The 17,735-nt window shown below is 71.9% G+C and carries 18 protein-coding genes and 1 riboswitch; of the genes, 8 read left to right on the top strand and 10 right to left on the bottom strand.

The features are described from left to right. Window positions 1-8: 8 nt before the first annotated feature. From thiE to OHA89_RS26685, 3 genes are all read right to left on the bottom strand, one after another. Complete coding sequence (gene thiE, locus OHA89_RS26695) at window positions 9-644, bottom strand: thiamine phosphate synthase (RefSeq protein ID WP_266610180.1); 636 nt, start codon at window positions 642-644, stop codon at window positions 9-11. A 77-nt stretch (window positions 645-721) separates the two neighbouring features. Further along, window positions 722-1,087, bottom strand: coding sequence for an Rv2175c family DNA-binding protein (locus tag OHA89_RS26690; protein WP_215146428.1), 366 nt, complete (start codon window positions 1,085-1,087; stop codon window positions 722-724). A 67-nt stretch (window positions 1,088-1,154) separates the two neighbouring features. Further along, on the bottom strand, window positions 1,155-2,375 hold the full coding sequence (locus tag OHA89_RS26685) for an NAD(P)/FAD-dependent oxidoreductase (protein WP_266610178.1): 1,221 nt from the start codon (window positions 2,373-2,375) through the stop codon (window positions 1,155-1,157). 80 nt (window positions 2,376-2,455) lie between these two features. Next, window positions 2,456-2,568, top strand: a riboswitch (TPP riboswitch). On the opposite strand from OHA89_RS26685, the gene thiO reads away from it, so the two are divergent. The 6 genes from thiO (at window position 2,566) to OHA89_RS26655 (ending at window position 8,236) form a co-directional block, all read left to right on the top strand. Next, window positions 2,566-3,735: a glycine oxidase ThiO gene (gene thiO / locus OHA89_RS26680; protein ID WP_257556690.1), complete on the top strand. Its 1,170-nt coding sequence runs from the start codon at window positions 2,566-2,568 to the stop codon at window positions 3,733-3,735. (Overlaps the previous riboswitch by 3 nt.) After that, window positions 3,732-3,932 carry a sulfur carrier protein ThiS gene (gene thiS, locus OHA89_RS26675; protein ID WP_215146425.1) on the top strand — a complete coding sequence of 67 codons (201 nt, stop codon included), beginning with the start codon at window positions 3,732-3,734 and terminating at the stop codon, window positions 3,930-3,932. The genes thiO and thiS overlap by 4 nt, the downstream gene beginning before the upstream one ends. Before the next feature lie 5 nt (window positions 3,933-3,937). Further along, window positions 3,938-4,732, top strand: a complete 795-nt coding sequence (locus tag OHA89_RS26670; protein WP_215146424.1) for a thiazole synthase — start codon at window positions 3,938-3,940, stop codon at window positions 4,730-4,732. Between the two features lie 142 nt (window positions 4,733-4,874). Then, complete coding sequence (gene pknB / locus OHA89_RS26665; RefSeq protein ID WP_266610176.1) at window positions 4,875-6,773, top strand: Stk1 family PASTA domain-containing Ser/Thr kinase; 1,899 nt, start codon at window positions 4,875-4,877, stop codon at window positions 6,771-6,773. Between the two features lie 9 nt (window positions 6,774-6,782). Continuing rightward, window positions 6,783-7,640, top strand: coding sequence for a deoxyribonuclease IV (locus tag OHA89_RS26660; protein ID WP_215146532.1), 858 nt, complete (start codon window positions 6,783-6,785; stop codon window positions 7,638-7,640). A 92-nt stretch (window positions 7,641-7,732) separates the two neighbouring features. Beyond that, the gene (locus tag OHA89_RS26655; RefSeq protein WP_266610173.1) at window positions 7,733-8,236 is read left to right on the top strand and encodes a DUF4396 domain-containing protein; all 504 of its coding nucleotides are present in this window, start codon (window positions 7,733-7,735) and stop codon (window positions 8,234-8,236) included. A gap of 24 nt (window positions 8,237-8,260) precedes the next feature. On the opposite strand, the gene OHA89_RS26650 is transcribed toward OHA89_RS26655, so the two are convergent. Then, entirely contained in the window at window positions 8,261-8,893 is a 633-nt protein-coding gene (locus tag OHA89_RS26650; RefSeq protein ID WP_215146421.1) for a sulfite oxidase-like oxidoreductase, read from the bottom strand. 199 nt (window positions 8,894-9,092) lie between these two features. Between OHA89_RS26650 and bfr the strand changes: the two genes are divergently transcribed. After that, window positions 9,093-9,569, top strand: a complete 477-nt coding sequence (bfr, locus tag OHA89_RS26645) for a bacterioferritin (protein WP_030010525.1) — start codon at window positions 9,093-9,095, stop codon at window positions 9,567-9,569. A 23-nt stretch (window positions 9,570-9,592) separates the two neighbouring features. Here the strand turns inward: bfr and OHA89_RS26640 are convergent, their stop codons facing one another. Together OHA89_RS26640 and OHA89_RS26635 are read right to left on the bottom strand one after the other, a co-directional pair. Next, window positions 9,593-9,868 (bottom strand): bacterioferritin-associated ferredoxin, encoded by a 276-nt coding sequence (locus OHA89_RS26640; protein ID WP_215146420.1) that lies wholly within the window; start codon window positions 9,866-9,868, stop codon window positions 9,593-9,595. 164 nt (window positions 9,869-10,032) lie between these two features. Further along, window positions 10,033-11,397, bottom strand: a complete 1,365-nt coding sequence (locus OHA89_RS26635; protein WP_215146419.1) for a class II 3-deoxy-7-phosphoheptulonate synthase — start codon at window positions 11,395-11,397, stop codon at window positions 10,033-10,035. A gap of 331 nt (window positions 11,398-11,728) precedes the next feature. On the opposite strand from OHA89_RS26635, the gene OHA89_RS26630 reads away from it, so the two are divergent. Beyond that, entirely contained in the window at window positions 11,729-13,642 is a 1,914-nt protein-coding gene (locus OHA89_RS26630; RefSeq protein WP_266610157.1) for a chorismate-binding protein, read from the top strand. On the opposite strand, the gene OHA89_RS26625 is transcribed toward OHA89_RS26630, so the two are convergent. From OHA89_RS26625 to macS, 4 genes are all read right to left on the bottom strand, one after another. Then, the gene (locus OHA89_RS26625) at window positions 13,594-14,589 is read right to left on the bottom strand and encodes a 2-hydroxyacid dehydrogenase (RefSeq protein ID WP_266610155.1); all 996 of its coding nucleotides are present in this window, start codon (window positions 14,587-14,589) and stop codon (window positions 13,594-13,596) included. The genes OHA89_RS26630 and OHA89_RS26625 overlap by 49 nt on opposite strands. Window positions 14,590-14,659: 70 nt before the next feature. Continuing rightward, a complete protein-coding gene (locus OHA89_RS26620; RefSeq protein ID WP_406367284.1) occupies window positions 14,660-15,688 on the bottom strand; it encodes a 6-phosphofructokinase in 1,029 nt (342 codons plus the stop codon). A gap of 145 nt (window positions 15,689-15,833) precedes the next feature. Continuing rightward, window positions 15,834-16,478, bottom strand: coding sequence for a response regulator transcription factor (locus OHA89_RS26615; RefSeq protein WP_215146531.1), 645 nt, complete (start codon window positions 16,476-16,478; stop codon window positions 15,834-15,836). 23 nt (window positions 16,479-16,501) lie between these two features. Further along, entirely contained in the window at window positions 16,502-17,713 is a 1,212-nt protein-coding gene (gene macS / locus OHA89_RS26610; RefSeq protein WP_266610154.1) for a MacS family sensor histidine kinase, read from the bottom strand. Between the last annotated feature and the right edge of the window lie 22 nt (window positions 17,714-17,735).

Raw genomic sequence — 17,735 nt, 5'->3', positions numbered from 1 at the left:
GAGCAGCCCTAGCCGAGGCGGGCCCGGACGCGCTTGGCGAGTTCCGCGGCGGCCGCACCGGGATCGGTGGCCTCGGTGAGGGCGCGGACGACGACGACGCGGGTGGCTCCGGCATCCAGCACCTCGTCCAGATTGGCGCTGTCGATGCCGCCGATGGCGAACCAGGGCCGGTCCTGCTCCAGCGAGGCCGCATACCGGACGAGTCCGAGGCCGGGGGCGTGCCGGCCGGGCTTGGTGGGGGTGGGCCAGCAGGGGCCGGTGCAGAAGTAGTCCACGCCGGGCTCGGCGACGGCCGCGTCGACCTCGGCCTCGGCGTGGCAGGAGCGGCCGATGAGCACCTGCTCGCCCAGGATGGCGCGGGCGGCGGGCACGGGGATGTCGCCCTGGCCGAGGTGGAGCACATCGGACCCGATGGCGTGGGCGACGTCGGCCCGGTCGTTCACGGCGAGGAGCTTGCCGTGGCGCCGTGCGGCCTCGGCGAAGACCTGGAGGTGTTCGAGCTCCTCGCCCGCCTCCATGCCCTTGTCGCGGAGCTGGACGATGTCCACGCCGCCGGCCAGTACGGCGTCCAGGAACTCGGGGAGGTCACCCTGCCGCTTGCGGGCGTCCGTGCACAGGTAGAGCCGGGCGTCGGACAGCTGCATGGGTGTACCCCCCGTGATGGAGGCGGTGTACGGACCGCCGGGGCCCGTACACCGCGGTGGAGCGGATGCGGATCAGGTCAGAGGGCGAGCGCCTGAGCGCGGCGCTTCACCTCCGTGCCGCGATTCTCGCTCAGCGCCTGCACGGGCGTGCCGGGCAGGGTCGGATCCTCGGTGAAGAGCCATTCCAGGATCTCCTCGTCGGTGAAGCGGTCGTCGCGCAGCACGGTCAGCAGGCCGACCAGGCCCTTGACGACCTTGTCGCCGTCGATGAAGGGGGCCGGCACCTGGAGGGAGCGGTTCTCGCCCCGGCGTACGGCGATCAGCTGCCCTTCCTTGACCATCTGGCGGACCCGGGTCACCTCGATGTCGAGCATCTCCGCGATGTCGGGGAGGTACAGCCACGAGGGGACAAGGGCATCGATCTTTGCGTCAATCTCGGTCACGGGGACAAGCCTGCCACCTCGGACAGGCGCCCGGTACCCGGGCGACCCGTCCGTGGACCGGCCCGGGCTACACGGGGGTCGACTTCAGCGGAACCGCCGGGTCGGCGACCTTGGCGGGGTCGACGGGGACGGCCGCCTCGATGAGCTTGCGGCCCTGTGCCAGGTCGCGGGGACGGCCGACGGCCAGGACCGCGACCAGGGCGCCCTCCTTCAGCCAGCACACCGACCAGTCGGGACCGGCCGGGTCGCCGCGCCAGAGCAGGGTGTCGGCCCCGCGGTGGTGTCCGGCGTACTGGACGAAGCGCCCGAACTGCTCGGACCAGAAGTACGGCACCGGGTCGTAGACCTCGACCGGCTCCCCGGCCAGGATGTTCGCGGCGACCGCCCGCGGCCCCTGGAGCGCGTTGTCCCAGTGGTGCACGAGCAGCCGGGTCCCGTAGCGGGCCGACGGGAAGGAAGCGCAGTCGCCGACCGCGTACACCCCGGGCAGCGTGGTGCGCAGGTGGGCGTCGGCGGTGACCGAGCCGTCGGGGCCCAGTTCCACGCCGGTCCCGGCCAGCCATCCGGTGGCGGGGCGGGCGCCGATGCCCACCACCACCGCGCCGGCCGGCAGGACGCGCCCGTCCGCGAGCAGCACCCGGCCCTCCTCGACCCCGGCGACCTTCGCGCCGGTGATCAGCTCGGCGCCCGCCTCCGCGTACCAGCGGGCCATCGGCGCGGCCACCTCCGCGGGCAGCGCGCCCGCCAGGACCCGGTCCGCGGCCTCGACCACGGTCACCTCGCAGCCCGCCTCCCGGGCCGCGGTGGCGAACTCCGCGCCGATCCAGCCCGCCCCGACGACCACGATCGACGGCGCGGACGCCAGTACGGGGCGCAGCCGCGCCGCGTCGTCCAGCGTGCGCAGCAGGTGCACGCCCGGGACCCCGCCGGTCCCGGGCAGGGTCAGCGGCTGCGCGCCGGTGGCCAGTACGAGGACCTCGTACGGGACCGGCCCCGCCTCGGTGTCCAGCTCGCGCTCGGCGGCCCGCAGCCCGGTGACCTCCGTGCCGAGCCTGAGTTCGATGCCGAGCCCTTCGAAGTCCACGTCGAAGGCGGAGTCCTCGGCCTTGCCGAGCAGGACCGCCTTGGACAGCGGGGGCCGGTCGTAGGGCTGGTGGGGCTCGGCGCCCAGCAGGGTCACGGGGCCGGTGAATCCCCGCTCGCGCAGGGCGACGGCGGTCTGCACACCGGCCATTCCGGCGCCCACGATCACGACGCCGCTCTCAGTCTGTTCCGTCTGCTCGTTCACCCGGCCACCCTATTCATCTGACGGCCCGTCAGGAATAGGTGCCCCTTACCCGCCGTCCACGGCGGGGTTAGTCTGGCCACCGTACCTATCGCGGGAGTCCGGGCGCACCGGGCTGAGAGGGAGGCTGGACGGCCTCCGACCGTACGAACCTGATCCGGGTCATGCCGGCGAAGGGAGGGGCTGGACGCCCATGCACTCATCTCGAAAGGGATCCGACGTCCTCGTCATCGGGGGCGGGATCATCGGGCTCGTCACCGCCTGGCGGGCCGCCCGGCGCGGACTGCGCACCGTACTGGCCGACCCGGTCCCCGGCGGCGGGGCCGCCCAGGTCGCGGCCGGGATGCTCGCCCCCGTCACCGAGCTGCACTACGGCGAGGAGGCCCTGCTGGGCCTGGGCCTCGCCTCCGCCGCGCGCTATCCGGAGTTCGCCGCCGAGCTCGCCGAGGCGAGCGGCGGCCTGGACATCGGCTACCGCGCCTGCGGCACCCTCGCCGTCGCCCTCGACTCCGACGACCGGCTCCACCTGCGCGAGCTGCACGCCCTCCAGCGCCGCTGCGGCCTGGACTCGGAGTGGCTCACCGGCCGCGAGTGCCGCCGCCTGGAGCCGATGCTGGCCCCGGGCGTACGCGGCGGCCTGCGCGTGGACGGCGACCACCAGGTCGACCCGCGCCGGCTCGCGGCCGCCCTGCTGGCCGCCTGCGAAGGGGCCGGGGTGCGCGTCCACCGGGCGGCGGCGGAGCGGCTGCTGGTCACCGCCGACCGCGCGGCCGGCGCCGTCCTCGACGACGGTACGGAGCTGCGCGCGGACCAGGTGGTGCTGGCGGCGGGCTCGCTCAGCGGCCGGCTGGCGGGAGTACCGCCGGAGGTGGTGGCACCCGTACGGCCGGTGAAGGGCCAGGTGCTGCGGCTGTCCGTGCCCGCGGCGTACGCGCCGTTCCTGTCGCGGACCGTACGGGCGGTCGTGCGCGGCAGCCACGTCTACCTCGTGCCGCGGGAGAACGGCGAGCTCGTCATCGGCGCCACCAGCGAGGAACTCGGCTGGGACACCACGGTCACCGCGGGCGGGGTCTACGAACTCCTGCGCGACGCCCATGAACTGGTGCCCGGAATCACCGAACTCCCGCTCACCGAGACCCGCGCGGGGCTGCGCCCCGGGTCCCCCGACAACGCGCCGCTGCTCGGCCCGACCGACCTGCCGGGCCTGCACCTGGCCACCGGGCACTACCGCAACGGGGTGCTGCTGACCCCGCTCACCGGCGAGGTGATGGCCGAGCTGCTGACCACCGGCGAACTGCCGCCGATCGCGCGCCCCTTCACCCCCCGCCGGTTCTCCGCCGCACGTCAGGAGTCGTACGCATGACCATCTCCGTCAACGGCGAGCCGCGCGAGGTCGCGGCCGGCACCACGCTCGACGCGGTGGTCGCCACCCTGACCGCGGCCCCCTCCGGGGTCGCCGCCGCGCTCAACGAAACCGTGGTCCCGCGCGGGCAGTGGCCGGCCACGCCGGTGGGCGAGGGCGACCGGGTCGAGATCCTCACCGCGGTCCAGGGGGGTTGAGCGGCATGGCGGACGACCTCTTCACGCTCGGCGGCCGGACCTTCTCCTCCCGCCTGATCATGGGTACGGGCGGCGCCCCGAGCCTGGACGTACTGGAACGGGCCCTGGTGGCCTCCGGCACGGAACTCACCACGGTGGCGATGCGGCGGCTGGACCCGACGGTCCAGGGCTCGGTCCTCTCGGTCCTGACCAAACTGGGCATCTCGGTCCTGCCGAACACGGCGGGCTGCTTCACGGCGGGCGAGGCCGTGCTCACGGCCCGGCTGGCCCGGGAGGCGCTGGGCACCGACTGGATCAAGCTGGAGGTGGTCGCGGACGAGCGGACCCTCCTGCCCGACGGCGTCGAGCTGCTGGACGCCGCCGAGATCCTGGTGGACGAGGGCTTCACGGTGCTCCCGTACACGAACGACGACCCGGTGCTCGCGCGGAAGCTGGAGGACGTGGGCTGCGCGGCGATCATGCCGCTGGGGTCGCCGATCGGTTCGGGGATGGGCATCCGGAACCCGCACAACTTCGAGCTGATCACGGAGCGGGCCGGGGTTCCAGTGATCCTGGACGCGGGGGCCGGCACGGCCTCTGACGTCGCCCTGGCCATGGAACTGGGCTGCGCGGCCGTGATGCTGGCGTCCGCGGTGACCCGTGCCCAGGCCCCGGCGCTGATGGCCGCCGCCATGCGGGACGCCGTCTCGGCGGGGCGCCTCGCCCATCGCGCGGGGCGCATCCCACAGCGCCGCTTCGCCCTCGCCTCGTCCCCGAACACGGGCCTCCCGGCCCTGGACCCGGAACGCCCGGCGTTCTGACCTGCGGGCCCGCGGCCGGGGAGGCCCTCTGGGGCCGAGCCGTGCGAGCGACGCGTCGAAAAGGCGTCGGGTGCGTCACAGCTGGGCTGCAAGCCTGACCCGCCCCGGCCGGGGCACGCCGTCGCGCCAATAGAATCGCCGGGTGGATACGACCCTGGATGACCCCCTCGTCGGGCGCGTGCTCGACGGCCGCTACCGCGTCGACGCCCGCATCGCGGCCGGCGGCATGGCCACGGTCTACCGGACCGTCGACACCCGCCTCGACCGCGTACTGGCCCTGAAGGTCATGCACCCGGCCCTCGCCGCGGACGCGGCCTTCGTCGACCGGTTCATCCGGGAGGCGAAGTCCGTGGCCCGGCTCGCCCACCCCAACGTCGTCGCCGTCTTCGACCAGGGCACGGACGGGCCGTACGTCTACCTCGCCATGGAGTACGTCTCCGGCTGCACCCTGCGCGACGTGCTCCGCGAGCGCGGCGCACTCCAGCCGCGGGCCGCGCTCGACATCCTGGAGCCCGTACTCGCCGCCCTCGGCGCCGCCCACCGAGCCGGCTTCGTGCACCGCGACATGAAGCCCGAGAACGTCCTGATCGGCGACGACGGCCGGGTCAAGGTCGCCGACTTCGGGCTGGTCCGGTCCGTGGACTCGGTGACCAACACCACCGGCTCGGTCCTCGGCACCGTCTCCTACCTGGCTCCCGAGCAGATCGAGAACGGCGTCACCGACACCCGCGTCGACGTCTACGCCTGCGGTGTCGTGCTCTACGAAATGCTCACCGGCTCCAAGCCGCACACCGGCGGCTCCCCCGCCCAGGTGATCTACCAGCACCTCCACGAGGACGTACCGCCGCCGTCCGCCGCCGTCCCCGGTCTCCCCGTCGGCCTCGACGAGCTCGTCGCGCAGGCCACCGCGCGCAATCCGGAGCTGCGCCCCTACGACGCCGCCGCCCTGCTCGGCCTCACCCTCGAGGCCCGCGCGCAGCTCAGCGACAGTGAGCTGGACGCCGTACCGCCGCAGGCGCGCGCCGAGGAGCGGTCGGCCACCGAAGACCGCACCGGCGTGATCCCGCGGCCGGTGGCCGTGCACCAGCCCGTGCACCAGACCTCCCGGCTGCAGGCTCCGCCGCCTCCCCCCGCCCCGGCGGCTGCGCGCAGGCCCCGCCGCGGCATGCTCCTGGTCATCGCGGGCGTGCTGCTGGCCCTCGGCCTCGGCACGGGTGTCTGGTACATCAACTCCGGCCAGTTCACCAAGGTGCCCAACCTGCTCGGCAAGACCGAGGAGCAGGCCAAGGCCCAGCTGTCTGCGGCCGGCCTCGGCGTGAAGCGGATCGAGCGGAAGTTCAGCAGCTCCTTCGACCGCGGCACCGTGATGAACACCGATCCCCCGGGCGGCCGGCGGATCCGCGGCAACGGCGCGGTGACGCTCACCATCTCCCGCGGCCCCGAGGTCGTGGCCGTGCCCAACCTCAAGGGCCGCCCGCTGGAGGAGGCCAAGGCCGAGCTGACGAAGACCGGGCTGGCCCCCGGCATCGTCACGCAGGCATTCAGCCAGGACGTCGCCCAGGGCTCGGTGATCAGCTCCGACCCGGTGGGCGGCGAGAAGCGGGCCCCGGACACGGCGGTCGCCCTGATCGTCAGCAAGGGCCGCCCGGTCCCGGTCCCCAGCGTGGAAGGCCTCCCCTTCGAGCAGGCCCGGGCGACGCTGGACGGCCTCGGCCTGAAGGTGGCCACGGCACCCGAACAGGTCAACGCCCCCTCCCCGGCCGGTACGGTCGCCAACCAGTCGGTCGGCGCCGGAACCCAGGCCGCGGCCGGGGACACCGTGACGCTGACCGTCTCCAAGGGCCCCCGCCAGCTCCCCGTCCCGGACGTGACCGGCCAGGACGTGGACGCGGCCCGCAAGGCGCTGGAGGGCGCGGGCTTCAAGGTGAAGGTGGAGCGGCCGTTCCTCTCCTTCAGCAGGACCGTGGAGTCCCAGTCGGTGGCCGGCGGCCAGAACGCCCCCGAGGGCACCACGATCGTCATCAAGACCAAGGGGCTGTGAGCAGCGGTGATGCGCAATCCGGTGGGCGGGCACGTCCCCGTCGCGGGCGGGCTCGCCTCGGTCGGGCTGACGTACGCCCGCGAGATGGGCGCCGAGGCGGTCCAGGTCTTCGTCGCCAATCCGCGCGGCTGGGCCACCCCGGTCGGCAATCCGGCGCAGGACGAACTCTTCCGGGCCCAGTGCGCGGCCGAGTCCGTCCCGGCCTACGTACACGCCCCGTACCTGATCAACTTCGGCTCGCACACCGAGGCGACCGTCGAGAAGTCGGTGGAGTCCCTGCGCCACTCGCTGCGCCGGGGCCGGCAGATCGGTGCGCTCGGGGTGGTCGTCCACACCGGCTCGGCCACCGGCGGCCGCCCGCGCGAGGCGGCGTACGCGCAGGTCAGGGAGTACATGCTGCCGCTGCTGGATGAGCTGACGCACGACGACGACCCGTTCCTGCTGCTGGAGTCCACGGCCGGGCAGGGCTCGTCGCTGTGCTCGCGGGCCGAGGAGTTCGGGCCGTACTTCGACGCGCTCGACCACCATCCGAAGCTGGGGATCTGCCTGGATACCTGCCACATCTTCGCGGCCGGACACGATCTGGCGGAGCCGGGCGGGACGAAGCTGACGCTGGACCTGCTGGTGGACACGGTGGGCGAGGGCCGACTGAAGCTGGTCCACGCGAACGACTCCAAGGAGGGGGTCGGCGCGCACAAGGACCGGCATGCCAACGTCGGTCAGGGCCACATCGGCCGCGAGGCCTTCGCCGAGCTGTTCACGCACCCGGAGATGGCGGGCGTACCGCTGATCATCGAGACCCCCGGCGGCAAGGAAGGGCACGCGGCGGACGTGGCCCTGCTGAAGGAGCTGCGCGGCCACGAGTGACCGGCCGATCCGTTGAGGAATACCCCAGGGGGGTATACGGTTCTGTCCTATCGGCGGAACCGCTACCCGGCTGTACCCATCAGGGGGTCGACATGGAGCACGCGCACCACGCACAGGAACACGGTCACGGTCACGACCACCAGGGCCGCGAACAGCACGGACGCGCCAGCTGGGCCATGGCCGCCCGCGCCACCCTGCACTGCCTCACCGGGTGCGCCATCGGCGAGGTGCTCGGCATGGTCATCGGGACCGCGCTGGGCTGGGGGAACATGCCGACGATGGTCCTGGCGATCGTCCTCGCGTTCCTCTTCGGCTACGCCTTCACCCTGCGGGGGATCCTCGCGGCAGGGGTTGACCTCCGTACGGCCGTCCGGGTGGCGCTCGCCGCGGACACCCTTTCGATCGCCGTCATGGAACTGATCGACAACGGCGTGATCGCCCTGTGGCCGGGCGCGATGGACGCGCACCTCTCGGAGCCGCTGTTCTGGACGGTCCTCGCGATCTCGCTCGCGGCCGCCTTCGTGATCACGGTCCCGGTCAACAAGTGGATGATCGGCCGCGGCAAGGGTCACGCGGTCGTCCACCAGTACCACTGACGGGCCGGGCGGGCCGGACGGGCCCTACAACTCGGGGCCGTCCCCCGGCTCCTCCTGGTACGAGAAGCGCTGCTCGCGCCAGGGGTCGCCGATGTTGTGATAGCCGCGCTCCTCCCAGAAGCCCCGGCGGTCGGCGGTCATGTACTCGACGCCGCGGACCCACTTGGGGCCCTTCCACGCGTACAGGTGCGGAACGACGAGGCGCAGCGGGAACCCGTGCTCGGCGGTGAGCAGTTCACCGCCCTGGTGGGTGGCGAAGACGGTCCGCTCGGAGGCGAAGTCGGCCAGCCGCATGTTGGAGCTGAAGCCGTACTCGGCCCACACCATCACGTGCGTGACCTGTGGCGCGGGCGGCGCCAGGGCGAGGATCGTACGGGCGAGCACACCGCCCCACTCGGCGCCCGTCATGCTGAATTTCGTCACGCAGTGCAGGTCCGCCACGACCGACTCGAACGGCAGCGCCGCGAACTCCTCGTGGTTCCAGCAGTGCTTGTCACCGTCGGCCGTCGCGCCGAAGACGCGGAACTCCCAGCGGTCGGGCTTGAACTTGGGGACCGGACCGTAGTGGGTGACCGGCCAGCCCCGCTGCAACCGCTGCCCCGGTGGAAGCTCCGACTGCTCTGCTCCCGGAGATTCCCGGCTTTCCGGCTGACCCATGACTCCATGGTGACAGACTTGCCGGGGTGGTCATGACCAGGTCCGGGCCGATTCGGGCAAGTCACGGTAACTCCCACTAAGGAGGCACTTACTGGACGGCCCCCAGTGGCGATGCAAGGATGCGCGCAATCCCCCGGCCACGGCCGGGAGGTACCCCCAGCCCCGTCATTGATGACATTGCCTGGAAGGAGCCTCTGCGATGCAGGGCGACCCCGAGGTCCTTGAGTTTCTGAACGAGCAGCTGACCGGTGAGCTGACGGCCATCAACCAGTACTGGCTGCACTACCGCATCCAGGACAACAAGGGCTGGACCAAGCTCGCCAAGTACACGCGTGAAGAATCCATCGACGAGATGAAGCACGCGGACAAGATCACCGAGCGCATCCTGATGCTCGACGGCCTGCCGAACTACCAGCGCCTCTTCCACGTGCGGGTCGGGCAGACGCTCACCGAGATGTTCCAGGCGGACCGCCAGGTCGAGGTCGAGGCCATCGACCGGCTCAAGCGGGGCATCGAGGTCATGCGCGGCAAGGGCGACATCACCTCGGCCCGCCTCTTCGAGGAGATCCTGGAGGACGAGGAGCACCACATCGACTACCTCGACACCCAGCTGGAGCTCATCGAGTCACTGGGCGAGCCGCTGTACATCGCGCAGCTGATCGAGCAGCCGAGCTGACCGGACGCCGGACCGGGGGTGGGCTAGGCGGCTTCCGCGAGCACGGGCTCGAGCGAGGGAACGGGAGCAGTCGCGGGCGACACGTCGGCGGCGAGCACGGCCGCCGCGTTGCCCTTCTCCAGCAGCTCCCGGCGCGGGCACGCACCGCGGCCGAGGATGCCCTGGATGGCGCGCACACAGGAACCGCATTCGGTGCCGGCCTTGGTGGCCGAAGCGATCTGGCGCGGGGTGCAGGCCCCGGCGGCCGCGTGGTCCTTGACCTGCTTGTCGGTGATCCCGAAGCAAGAGCAGACGTACACGCGGTTCACCTCCCTGGGCGATGGTTCGGCGAGCCATCCCCTATTCGGTGAGGCTTACCTAACCGTACCCAAAGTTAGGCAACCCTAAAAGCCCCTCATACGACAGTGGGGCGCGGATCACATCGATCCGTGCCCCACTGTCGTACGAAGCTACTTACTGATCCCTACTGGTCGCGGTACATCTCGGCGACCAGGAACGCCAGGTCCAGGGACTGGCTGCGGTTGAGCCGCGGGTCGCAGGCCGTCTCGTAGCGCTGGTGCAGGTCGTCGACGAAGATCTCGTCGCCGCCGCCCACGCACTCGGTGACGTCGTCACCGGTGAGCTCGACGTGGATGCCGCCCGGGTGGGTGCCGAGACCCTTGTGGACCTCGAAGAAGCCCTTGACCTCGTCGAGCACGTCGTCGAAACGGCGCGTCTTGTGGCCGGAGGCCGCCTCGAAGGTGTTGCCGTGCATCGGGTCGGTGACCCAGGCGACGGTCGCGCCCGAGGCGGTGACCTTCTCGACCAGCTCGGGGAGCTTGTCGCGGACCTTGTCGGCGCCCATGCGGACGACGAAGGTCAGCCGGCCCGGCTCGCGCTCGGGGTCCAGGCGGTCGATGTACGTCAGCGCCTCGTCCACCGTGGTGGTGGGGCCGAGCTTGATGCCGAGCGGGTTGGCGATCTGCGAGCAGAACTCGATGTGCGCGTGGTCCAGCTGGCGGGTGCGCTCACCGACCCAGACCATGTGGCCCGAGGTGTCGTACAGCCTGCCGGTCCGCGAGTCGGTGCGGGTCAGCGCACCCTCGTAGTCGAGCAGCAGCGCCTCGTGGCTCGAGTAGAACTCGACGGCCTTGAACTCGGCCGGGTCGGTGCCACAGGCCTTCATGAAGTTCAGCGCGTTGTCGATCTCCCGCGCGAGCTGCTCGTAGCGCTGCCCGGACGGGGAGGACTTCACGAAGTCCTGGTTCCAGGCGTGCACCTGGCGCAGGTCGGCGTAACCACCGGTGGTGAAGGCGCGCACCAGGTTCAGCGTCGAGGCCGACGCGTGGTACATGCGCTTGAGCCGCTCGGGGTCCGGGATCCGGGCCTCTTCGGTGAAGGCGAAGCCGTTGACCGAGTCGCCGCGGTAGGTCGGCAGGGTGATGCCGTCGCGGGTCTCGGTGTCCTTGGAGCGCGGCTTGGAGTACTGGCCCGCGATGCGGCCGACCTTGACGACGGGCACGGAGGCCGCGTACGTCAGGACGGCGCTCATCTGGAGCAGCGTCTTCAGCTTGGCGCGGATGTGGTCGGCGGACACGGCGTCGAAGGCCTCGGCGCAGTCGCCACCCTGAAGGAGGAACGCCTCGCCCTTGGCGACGGCTCCCAGACGGGCGCGCAGCTGGTCGCACTCACCGGCGAAAACGAGGGGAGGATACGACTCGAGGTCCGCGACGACAGCGCGCAGAGCCTCGGCATCGGGGTACGAAGGCTGCTGCGCCGCGGGAAGGTCTCGCCAGGTCGCCTTGGCGGCGGGGGCTTGGTTTTCAGCGTTCACGGTCACCTCGTACACATTACGGCGTCATTCGGCCTGTCCAGCCTTGCGACCACCTGATGAGACAGAAGCGGCTCGAAGGTTGACGAGGCCCGAAAATCCGGAATCCATGGTCATTCCGCGCCCTGAGACACATACACCGCCCGGGAGCCGTTCTGGGCTAAGGTGCGCAGCATGTACGCGCACTCGAACCAGAACTGGTGGTGGCCCGCTCCCGGCGGCCCACTCCTCGCGCGTACCTGAAGACACGACCGACGCGAAGGCCGCCCCGAGGGGCGGCCTTCCGCGTTCGGTGCAAGGACACCGTCCGGGCGGGGCCGCTCCTCCCACCGGAAGGACGCCCCTGCGAATGAACCTCAGCCGACTGCTCGACGACTCCTGCCCGCCGTTCGCCCTGCTGCGCCGGCGGACGCCCGGCCGCGACCACGACACCGTCGAGGTGCTGCTCGGCGCGGTCCACGAGGCCGAGCGCCTCGCCGACCTGCCCGTCGGAGAGCTGCCCACCCTCGCCCTGGTCCCCTTCCGGCAGATCCGGGAGCGCGGATTCGACGTACGCGACGACGGCACGCCGCTGAGCGTGCTGGTCGCCGAGGAGGCGTACGAGATCCCGCTCGCCGAGGCGCTGGACGCCCTGCCCGCCCACCGGGTCCGGGTCGAGGGCGGCGGCTTCGACGTCCCCGACGCCGCGTACGCGGACACCGTCGAGCGCGTCATCCGGGACGAGATCGGGCGCGGGGAGGGCGCCAACTTCGTCATCCGGCGCACCTACGAGGGCCGGATCGACGGCTTCGGCCGGGCCGACGCCCTCGCCCTGTTCCGGCGGCTCCTGCTGGGCGAGCGGGGCGCGTACTGGACCTACGTCGTCCACACGGGCGGGAGCACGCTGGTCGGGGCCAGCCCCGAGGTCCACGTACGGATGTCGGGCGGCACGGTGGTGATGAACCCGATCAGCGGCACCTACCGGTATCCCGCCGGGGGCCCGACGGCCGAGTCGCTCCTCTCCTTCCTCGGCGACCGCAAGGAGACCGAGGAGCTGTCGATGGTGGTCGACGAGGAGCTCAAGATGATGTGCACCGTCGGCGACATGGGCGGGGTCGTCGTCGGGCCCCGGCTGAAGGAGATGTCCCACCTCGCGCACACCGAGTACGAGCTGCGCGGCCGGTCCTCGCTGGACGTGCGGGAGGTGCTGCGGGAGACGATGTTCGCGGCGACGGTGACCGGCTCGCCGGTGCAGAACGCCTGCCGGGTGATCGAGCGGTACGAGACCGGCGGCCGCGGCTACTACGCGGGAGCGCTGGCCCTGCTCGGACTCGACGCCGCCGGGGCGCAGACGCTGGACTCCCCCATCCTGATCCGCACCGCCGACATCGACGGGGACGGGGTGCTGCGGGTGCCGGTCGGCGCCACCCTCGTACGGCACTCCGATCCGGCGGGCGAGGTGGCGGAGACGCACGCGAAGGCGGCGGGGGTGCTGGCGGCGCTGGGCGTTCGGGCGGCGGCGCCGCGCCCGGCCTTCGAGGGGGCACGGCTGGCGGACGATCCCCGGGTGCGTGCGGCCCTGGCGGCCCGGCGGGCGGACCTGGCTCCCTTCTGGCTGCGCATGCAGGAGCAGCCGGCCGCGCTGACCGGCCACGCGCTGGTGGTGGACGGCGAGGACACCTTCACCGCGATGCTGGCTCACGTGCTGCGGGTGGCCGGGCTGGAGGTGACCGTACGCCGCTACGACGATCCGGGACTGCGGGCGGCGGCCCTGGCCTGGGACGGGCCGGTCGTGCTGGGCCCGGGCCCGGGGAACCCGGCGGACGCGGGGGACCCGAAGATGCGGATGCTGCGCGGGCTGGCCGGCGATCTGCTGGCGGGGCACCGGCAGGGGCTGGTCGGGATCTGCCTGGGCCACGAGCTGCTGGCGGCCGAGCTGGGGATCCCGCTGGTCCGCAAGGCAGAACCGGCGCAGGGGGCACAGACCCGGATCGACCTGTTCGGGGAGCAGGAGGTGGTCGGGTTCTACAACACCTACACCGCGCGCTGCGACGACGCCGCGGCCGCTGACCTCGCCGCGCGGGGTGTCGAGGTCTCCCGCGACCCCGCCACGGGCGAGGTCCACGCCATCCGCTCCGCCGCGGCCGGCTTCGCGGGGGTCCAGTTCCACCCGGAGTCCGTCCTCACCCTGCGCGGCGCGGACCTGCTGCGCGAGCTCCTGACGGGGGTCATGGCCTACGGAGCCGGGACGAGGGTGTTCTCGGAGCAGCGGCCGGCCAGGTAGTCGGCGACGTTGGCGACGGTGGTGTCGATGATCTGGCCCACCGCGTCCGTCGTGTAGTACGCCTGGTGCGAGGTCACCACCACGTGCGGGAACGTGACGAGCCGGGCCAGGGTGTCGTCCTCGACGGGTTCCAGGGACTTGTCCAGGAAGAACACCCCGGCCTCGGCCTCGTAGACGTCGAGGCCGACCCCGGCGAAGCGGCCCGCCCGCAGCTCCGCGACCAGCGCGTCCGTGTCCACCAGCCCGCCGCGGCTGGAGTTCACCAGGATCGCGTCGTCCCGCATCAGCCGCAGCGCTGCCGAGTCGATGATGTGGTGGGTGGACTCCAGCAGCGGTACGTGCAGGCTGACCAGGTCCGAGGAGGCGAGCAGCTCGTCCTTTTCCACGTACTTCATGCCGAGCTCCACGCACGCCGGGTTGTGCGCGACGTCCCAGCCCAGCAGGTTCATCCCGAAGCCGTGTGCGATCCGGGTGAACGCCTCGCCGATCTTGCCGGTGCCGAGCACTCCCACCGTCCGGCCGCGCATGTCCCGGCCCATCAGCCCGTTCAGCCGGAAGTCGAAGTCCCGGGTCCGGTTCGAGGCCCGGACGATGCGCCGGTTCACGGCCAGCGCCAGGGTCCACGCGAACTCGGCCACGGAGTAGGGCGAGTAGTACGAGACCCGGCTGACCGTCATGCCCAGCTGCCGGGCCACGTCCAGGTCGATGTTGTTGAAGCCCGTGGAGCGCTGGGCGATCAGCTTCGTCCCGCCCGCCGCCAGGGTCCGCAGCACCCGGCCGTTCAGGTCCGCGTTCACGCTGGAGGAGACGATCTCGTACCCGGCCGCGATGGGCGCGGTGTCCTCTCTCATGAAGACGTCGAGGCAGCGCACCTCGTGCTGCCCCGCGAAGGCGCGCTCCAGGAGCGGCCGCTCGTCGGCGGTCACACCGAATGCCAGGATCTCCACGCGCTCACTCCCGTACGTCGTCCCCCATGGGCCGTTTGTCACCATACGACCCATGGGTCCGCGTCGCCGTTCAGCCGAAGAAGACCCCGACCTCCTTGTACAGCGCCGGGTCCACCGTCTTCAGCCTCGCCGTGGCCTCGGCGATCGGCACCCGCACGATGTCCGTCCCCTTGAGGGCGACCATCTTGCCGAAGTCCCCGTCGCGCACCGCGTCGATCGCGTGCAGGCCGAAGCGGGTCGCCAGCCACCGGTCGAAGGCGCTCGGCGTACCGCCCCGCTGGATGTGCCCGAGCACCGTCGTACGGGCTTCCTTCCCGGTCCGCGCCTCGATCTCCTTGGCCAGCCACTCGCCCACGCCCGACAGCCGGACGTGCCCGAAGGAGTCCTTGGTGGCGTCCTTGAGGACCAGCTCCCCGTCCGTGGGCATCGCGCCTTCCGCGACCACCACGATCGGCGCGTAGCTCGCCTTGAACCGGGAGGTCACCCAGGCGCAGACCTGGTCGATGTCGAAGCGCTGTTCCGGGATGAGGATGACGTTGGCACCGCCCGCGAGCCCCGAGTGCAGGGCGATCCAGCCGGCGTGCCGGCCCATCACCTCGACGACCAGGACCCGCATGTGCGACTCGGCCGTGGTGTGCAGCCGGTCGATGGCCTCGGTCGCGATGCCGACGGCGGTGTCGAAGCCGAAGGTGTAGTCCGTCGCGGAGAGGTCGTTGTCGATGGTCTTCGGCACGCCGACGCAGGGGATGCCGTATTCCTCGTACAGCTTGGCCACGACCCCGAGGGTGTCCTCGCCGCCGATCGCGATGAGCGCGTCCACCTCGTACTTGGCGAGGTTCTCCTTGATGCCGCGGACGCCGTTCTCCGTCTTGAACGGGTTGGTGCGCGAGGACCCGAGGATGGTGCCGCCCCGGGGCAGGATCCCGCGGACGGCGGGGATGTCGAGCGGGACCGTGGCCCCTTCGACCGCGCCCCGCCAGCCGTCCTTGAATCCGATGAACCCGTAGCCGTACTCCTGCTCGCCCTTGCGGACGACGGCCCTGATCACCGCGTTGAGCCCGGGGCAGTCGCCGCCGCCGGTCAGCACTCCGACCTTCATTGAATCTCCCTTCGCCATGACGGCCACGCTAGTGGTGACCCAGGTCACAGCGAGAGGTCTGGAAGAGTCAATTCGGGCGGAATTACGGGGCGTTGCGTACGCCTGTTCACTCGTACGAGGAAGTAAGTACGACCGACGCCACCGGCTACGCGTCGTCGAGGCCCCGCTCGATCGCGTACCGGACGAGCTCCACGCGGTTGTGCAGCTGGAGTTTGCCCAGGGTGTTCTGGACGTGGTTCTGCACCGTGCGGTGGGAGATGACCAGCCGCTCCGCGATCTGCTTGTACGAGAGCCCCTTGGCCACCAGCCGCAGCACCTCGGTCTCCCGGTCGGTCAGTTGCGGTGCCTTCGCGTCGTCGGAGGCGGCCGGCGCCGGGTCGGTGGCGAGGCGCCGGTACTCGCCGAGCACCAGCCCGGCCAGGCCCGGGGTGAACACCGGATCGCCGGCCGCCGTGCGGCGGACCGCGTCGATCAGCTCCTGAGCACCGGCGGACTTCATCAGGTAGCCGGTCGCACCGGACTTCACCGCCTCCAGGACGTCCGCGTGCTCGCCGCTGGCCGACAGGACGAGGACCCGCAGGGCGGGGTTGGCCCCCACCAGCTCCTTGCAGACCTGGACCCCGGGCATGCCGGGGAGGTTGAGGTCGAGGACCAGGACGTGGGGGGTGACGGCGCGGGCCCGGCGCACCGCCTCGGCGCCGTCCCCGGCGGTGGCCACCAGGTCGAAGCCGGCGGCGGCCAGGTCGCGGGCGACCGCGTCCCGCCACATCGGATGGTCGTCGACGACCATCACCTTGATCTCGTGCAACTCGCTCACTGGGTCCTCCCCCTCGGTACTTTCAGTTCCACCTCGGTGCCCTGCCCGGGGACGGACACCAGCTCGGCGCTGCCGCCGAGGTCACGCAGCCGGCCGCGGATGGACAGGGCCACTCCCATCCGGCCCTCGCCCTCCGCCTGGTCGAGCCTGCCCGCCGGAATGCCCGGGCCGTCGTCCCGGACGGTCACGATCACCTCGTCGCCCCAGTCCTCGAGCAGGATCCAGGCACGGGCCCCTTCCCCGGCGTGCTTGCGCACGTTGTCGAGGGCGGCGCCGACGGCCGCGGCCAGCTCCTTCGCCGCCGGCACCGGCAGCGGCACCGGGGTGCCCGGTTCGGCGAAGCTCACGCTGCACCCGGCGTGCTGGGCGAGCAGCGTGCGCAGGTCCAGCTCGCCTTCGTCCGCGCCGGGCTCGTCCACCTCGTACGCGTCCACCAGCGCGCCCCTCGACTCGTCGCGGGAGACCCGGGAGGGGTGCACCAGCCCGCTGGATACCAGCGTGCGCAGCGCCACCTCCTGCTCCCCGGCCATCCGGCCCAGCTCGGCGGCCTCGCCGCCCAGTTCGGTGCCGCGCCGCTGGACCATGGCGAGGACCTGGAGGACCCCGTCGTGGATGTCGCGGGCGAGGCGCTCGCGCTCGCGGGTGGCCGCCTCGATCTCCAGGGCGCGGGCGAGGGTGGCCTCACTGGCCCTGGCCACCTCGACGACGTAGCCGATCGCTATCGAGGCGACCCAGACCAGGAGGACGTTGTGCAGGGTGTCCCGGGTGGGCTCGCCGCCGTGGATGAGGATGTTGGCCGCGGCCACGAAGGTGGAGGCGAAGCCGGCCCAGCGCCAGCCGCCCTTGATGGCGAAGGCGAGGACCGAGCCCGCGGTCCAGATGCTGGGGAGGGTGGGGCCGCCGCCGGCGATCCGCTCGGCAGTGTCGGCGAGCGGGGTGAGCAGGATCCCGACGACGGCGACCGTGAGGTCGGCGCCGAGGAAGCGCTTGGTGCAGCTGGTGGCGTTCGCCACCTTGCGGTGGGTGGCGAGGGTCCAGAGCACGAGGACGGCGAGGTAGCCCGCCGCTATCTCCGGGCGGTCGAACCTCTTGTAGGCGGCGGCGAACAGCCCCACCGCGTAGAGCATGGTCAGCAGCCGGTACGCCGTCAGGGCGCGCCAGAGCGGCTGCTCGACCGACATCCGTACGACGCGTTCGCGTTTCGCCATCTCCCCCACCCCCCGCGGGCGG

Origin of the sequence: Streptomyces sp. NBC_01546, assembly GCF_045208355.1 — a bacterium.
GTDB lineage: Bacteria > Actinomycetota > Actinomycetes > Streptomycetales > Streptomycetaceae > Streptomyces.
The sequence above is the reverse complement of the archived record's forward strand: the minus strand, read 5'-3'. Positions and strand labels throughout refer to the sequence as shown.

What these genes read in the sequence shown, in the direction of transcription:
- thiE (WP_266610180.1), bottom strand. Translation starts at nt 644, where the DNA reads ATGCAGCTGTCCGACGCCCGGCTCTACCTGTGCACGGACGCCCGCAAG.
- thiO (WP_257556690.1), top strand. Translation starts at nt 2,566, where the DNA reads ATGCACTCATCTCGAAAGGGATCCGACGTCCTCGTCATCGGGGGCGGG.
- thiS (WP_215146425.1), top strand. Translation starts at nt 3,732, where the DNA reads ATGACCATCTCCGTCAACGGCGAGCCGCGCGAGGTCGCGGCCGGCACC.
- OHA89_RS26670 (WP_215146424.1), top strand. Translation starts at nt 3,938, where the DNA reads ATGGCGGACGACCTCTTCACGCTCGGCGGCCGGACCTTCTCCTCCCGC.
- OHA89_RS26660 (WP_215146532.1), top strand. Translation starts at nt 6,783, where the DNA reads ATGCGCAATCCGGTGGGCGGGCACGTCCCCGTCGCGGGCGGGCTCGCC.
- OHA89_RS26655 (WP_266610173.1), top strand. Translation starts at nt 7,733, where the DNA reads ATGGAGCACGCGCACCACGCACAGGAACACGGTCACGGTCACGACCAC.
- OHA89_RS26650 (WP_215146421.1), bottom strand. Translation starts at nt 8,893, where the DNA reads ATGGGTCAGCCGGAAAGCCGGGAATCTCCGGGAGCAGAGCAGTCGGAG.
- bfr (WP_030010525.1), top strand. Translation starts at nt 9,093, where the DNA reads ATGCAGGGCGACCCCGAGGTCCTTGAGTTTCTGAACGAGCAGCTGACC.
- OHA89_RS26630 (WP_266610157.1), top strand. Translation starts at nt 11,729, where the DNA reads ATGAACCTCAGCCGACTGCTCGACGACTCCTGCCCGCCGTTCGCCCTG.
- OHA89_RS26620 (WP_406367284.1), bottom strand. Translation starts at nt 15,688, where the DNA reads ATGAAGGTCGGAGTGCTGACCGGCGGCGGCGACTGCCCCGGGCTCAAC.
- OHA89_RS26615 (WP_215146531.1), bottom strand. Translation starts at nt 16,478, where the DNA reads ATGGTCGTCGACGACCATCCGATGTGGCGGGACGCGGTCGCCCGCGAC.
- macS (WP_266610154.1), bottom strand. Translation starts at nt 17,713, where the DNA reads ATGGCGAAACGCGAACGCGTCGTACGGATGTCGGTCGAGCAGCCGCTC.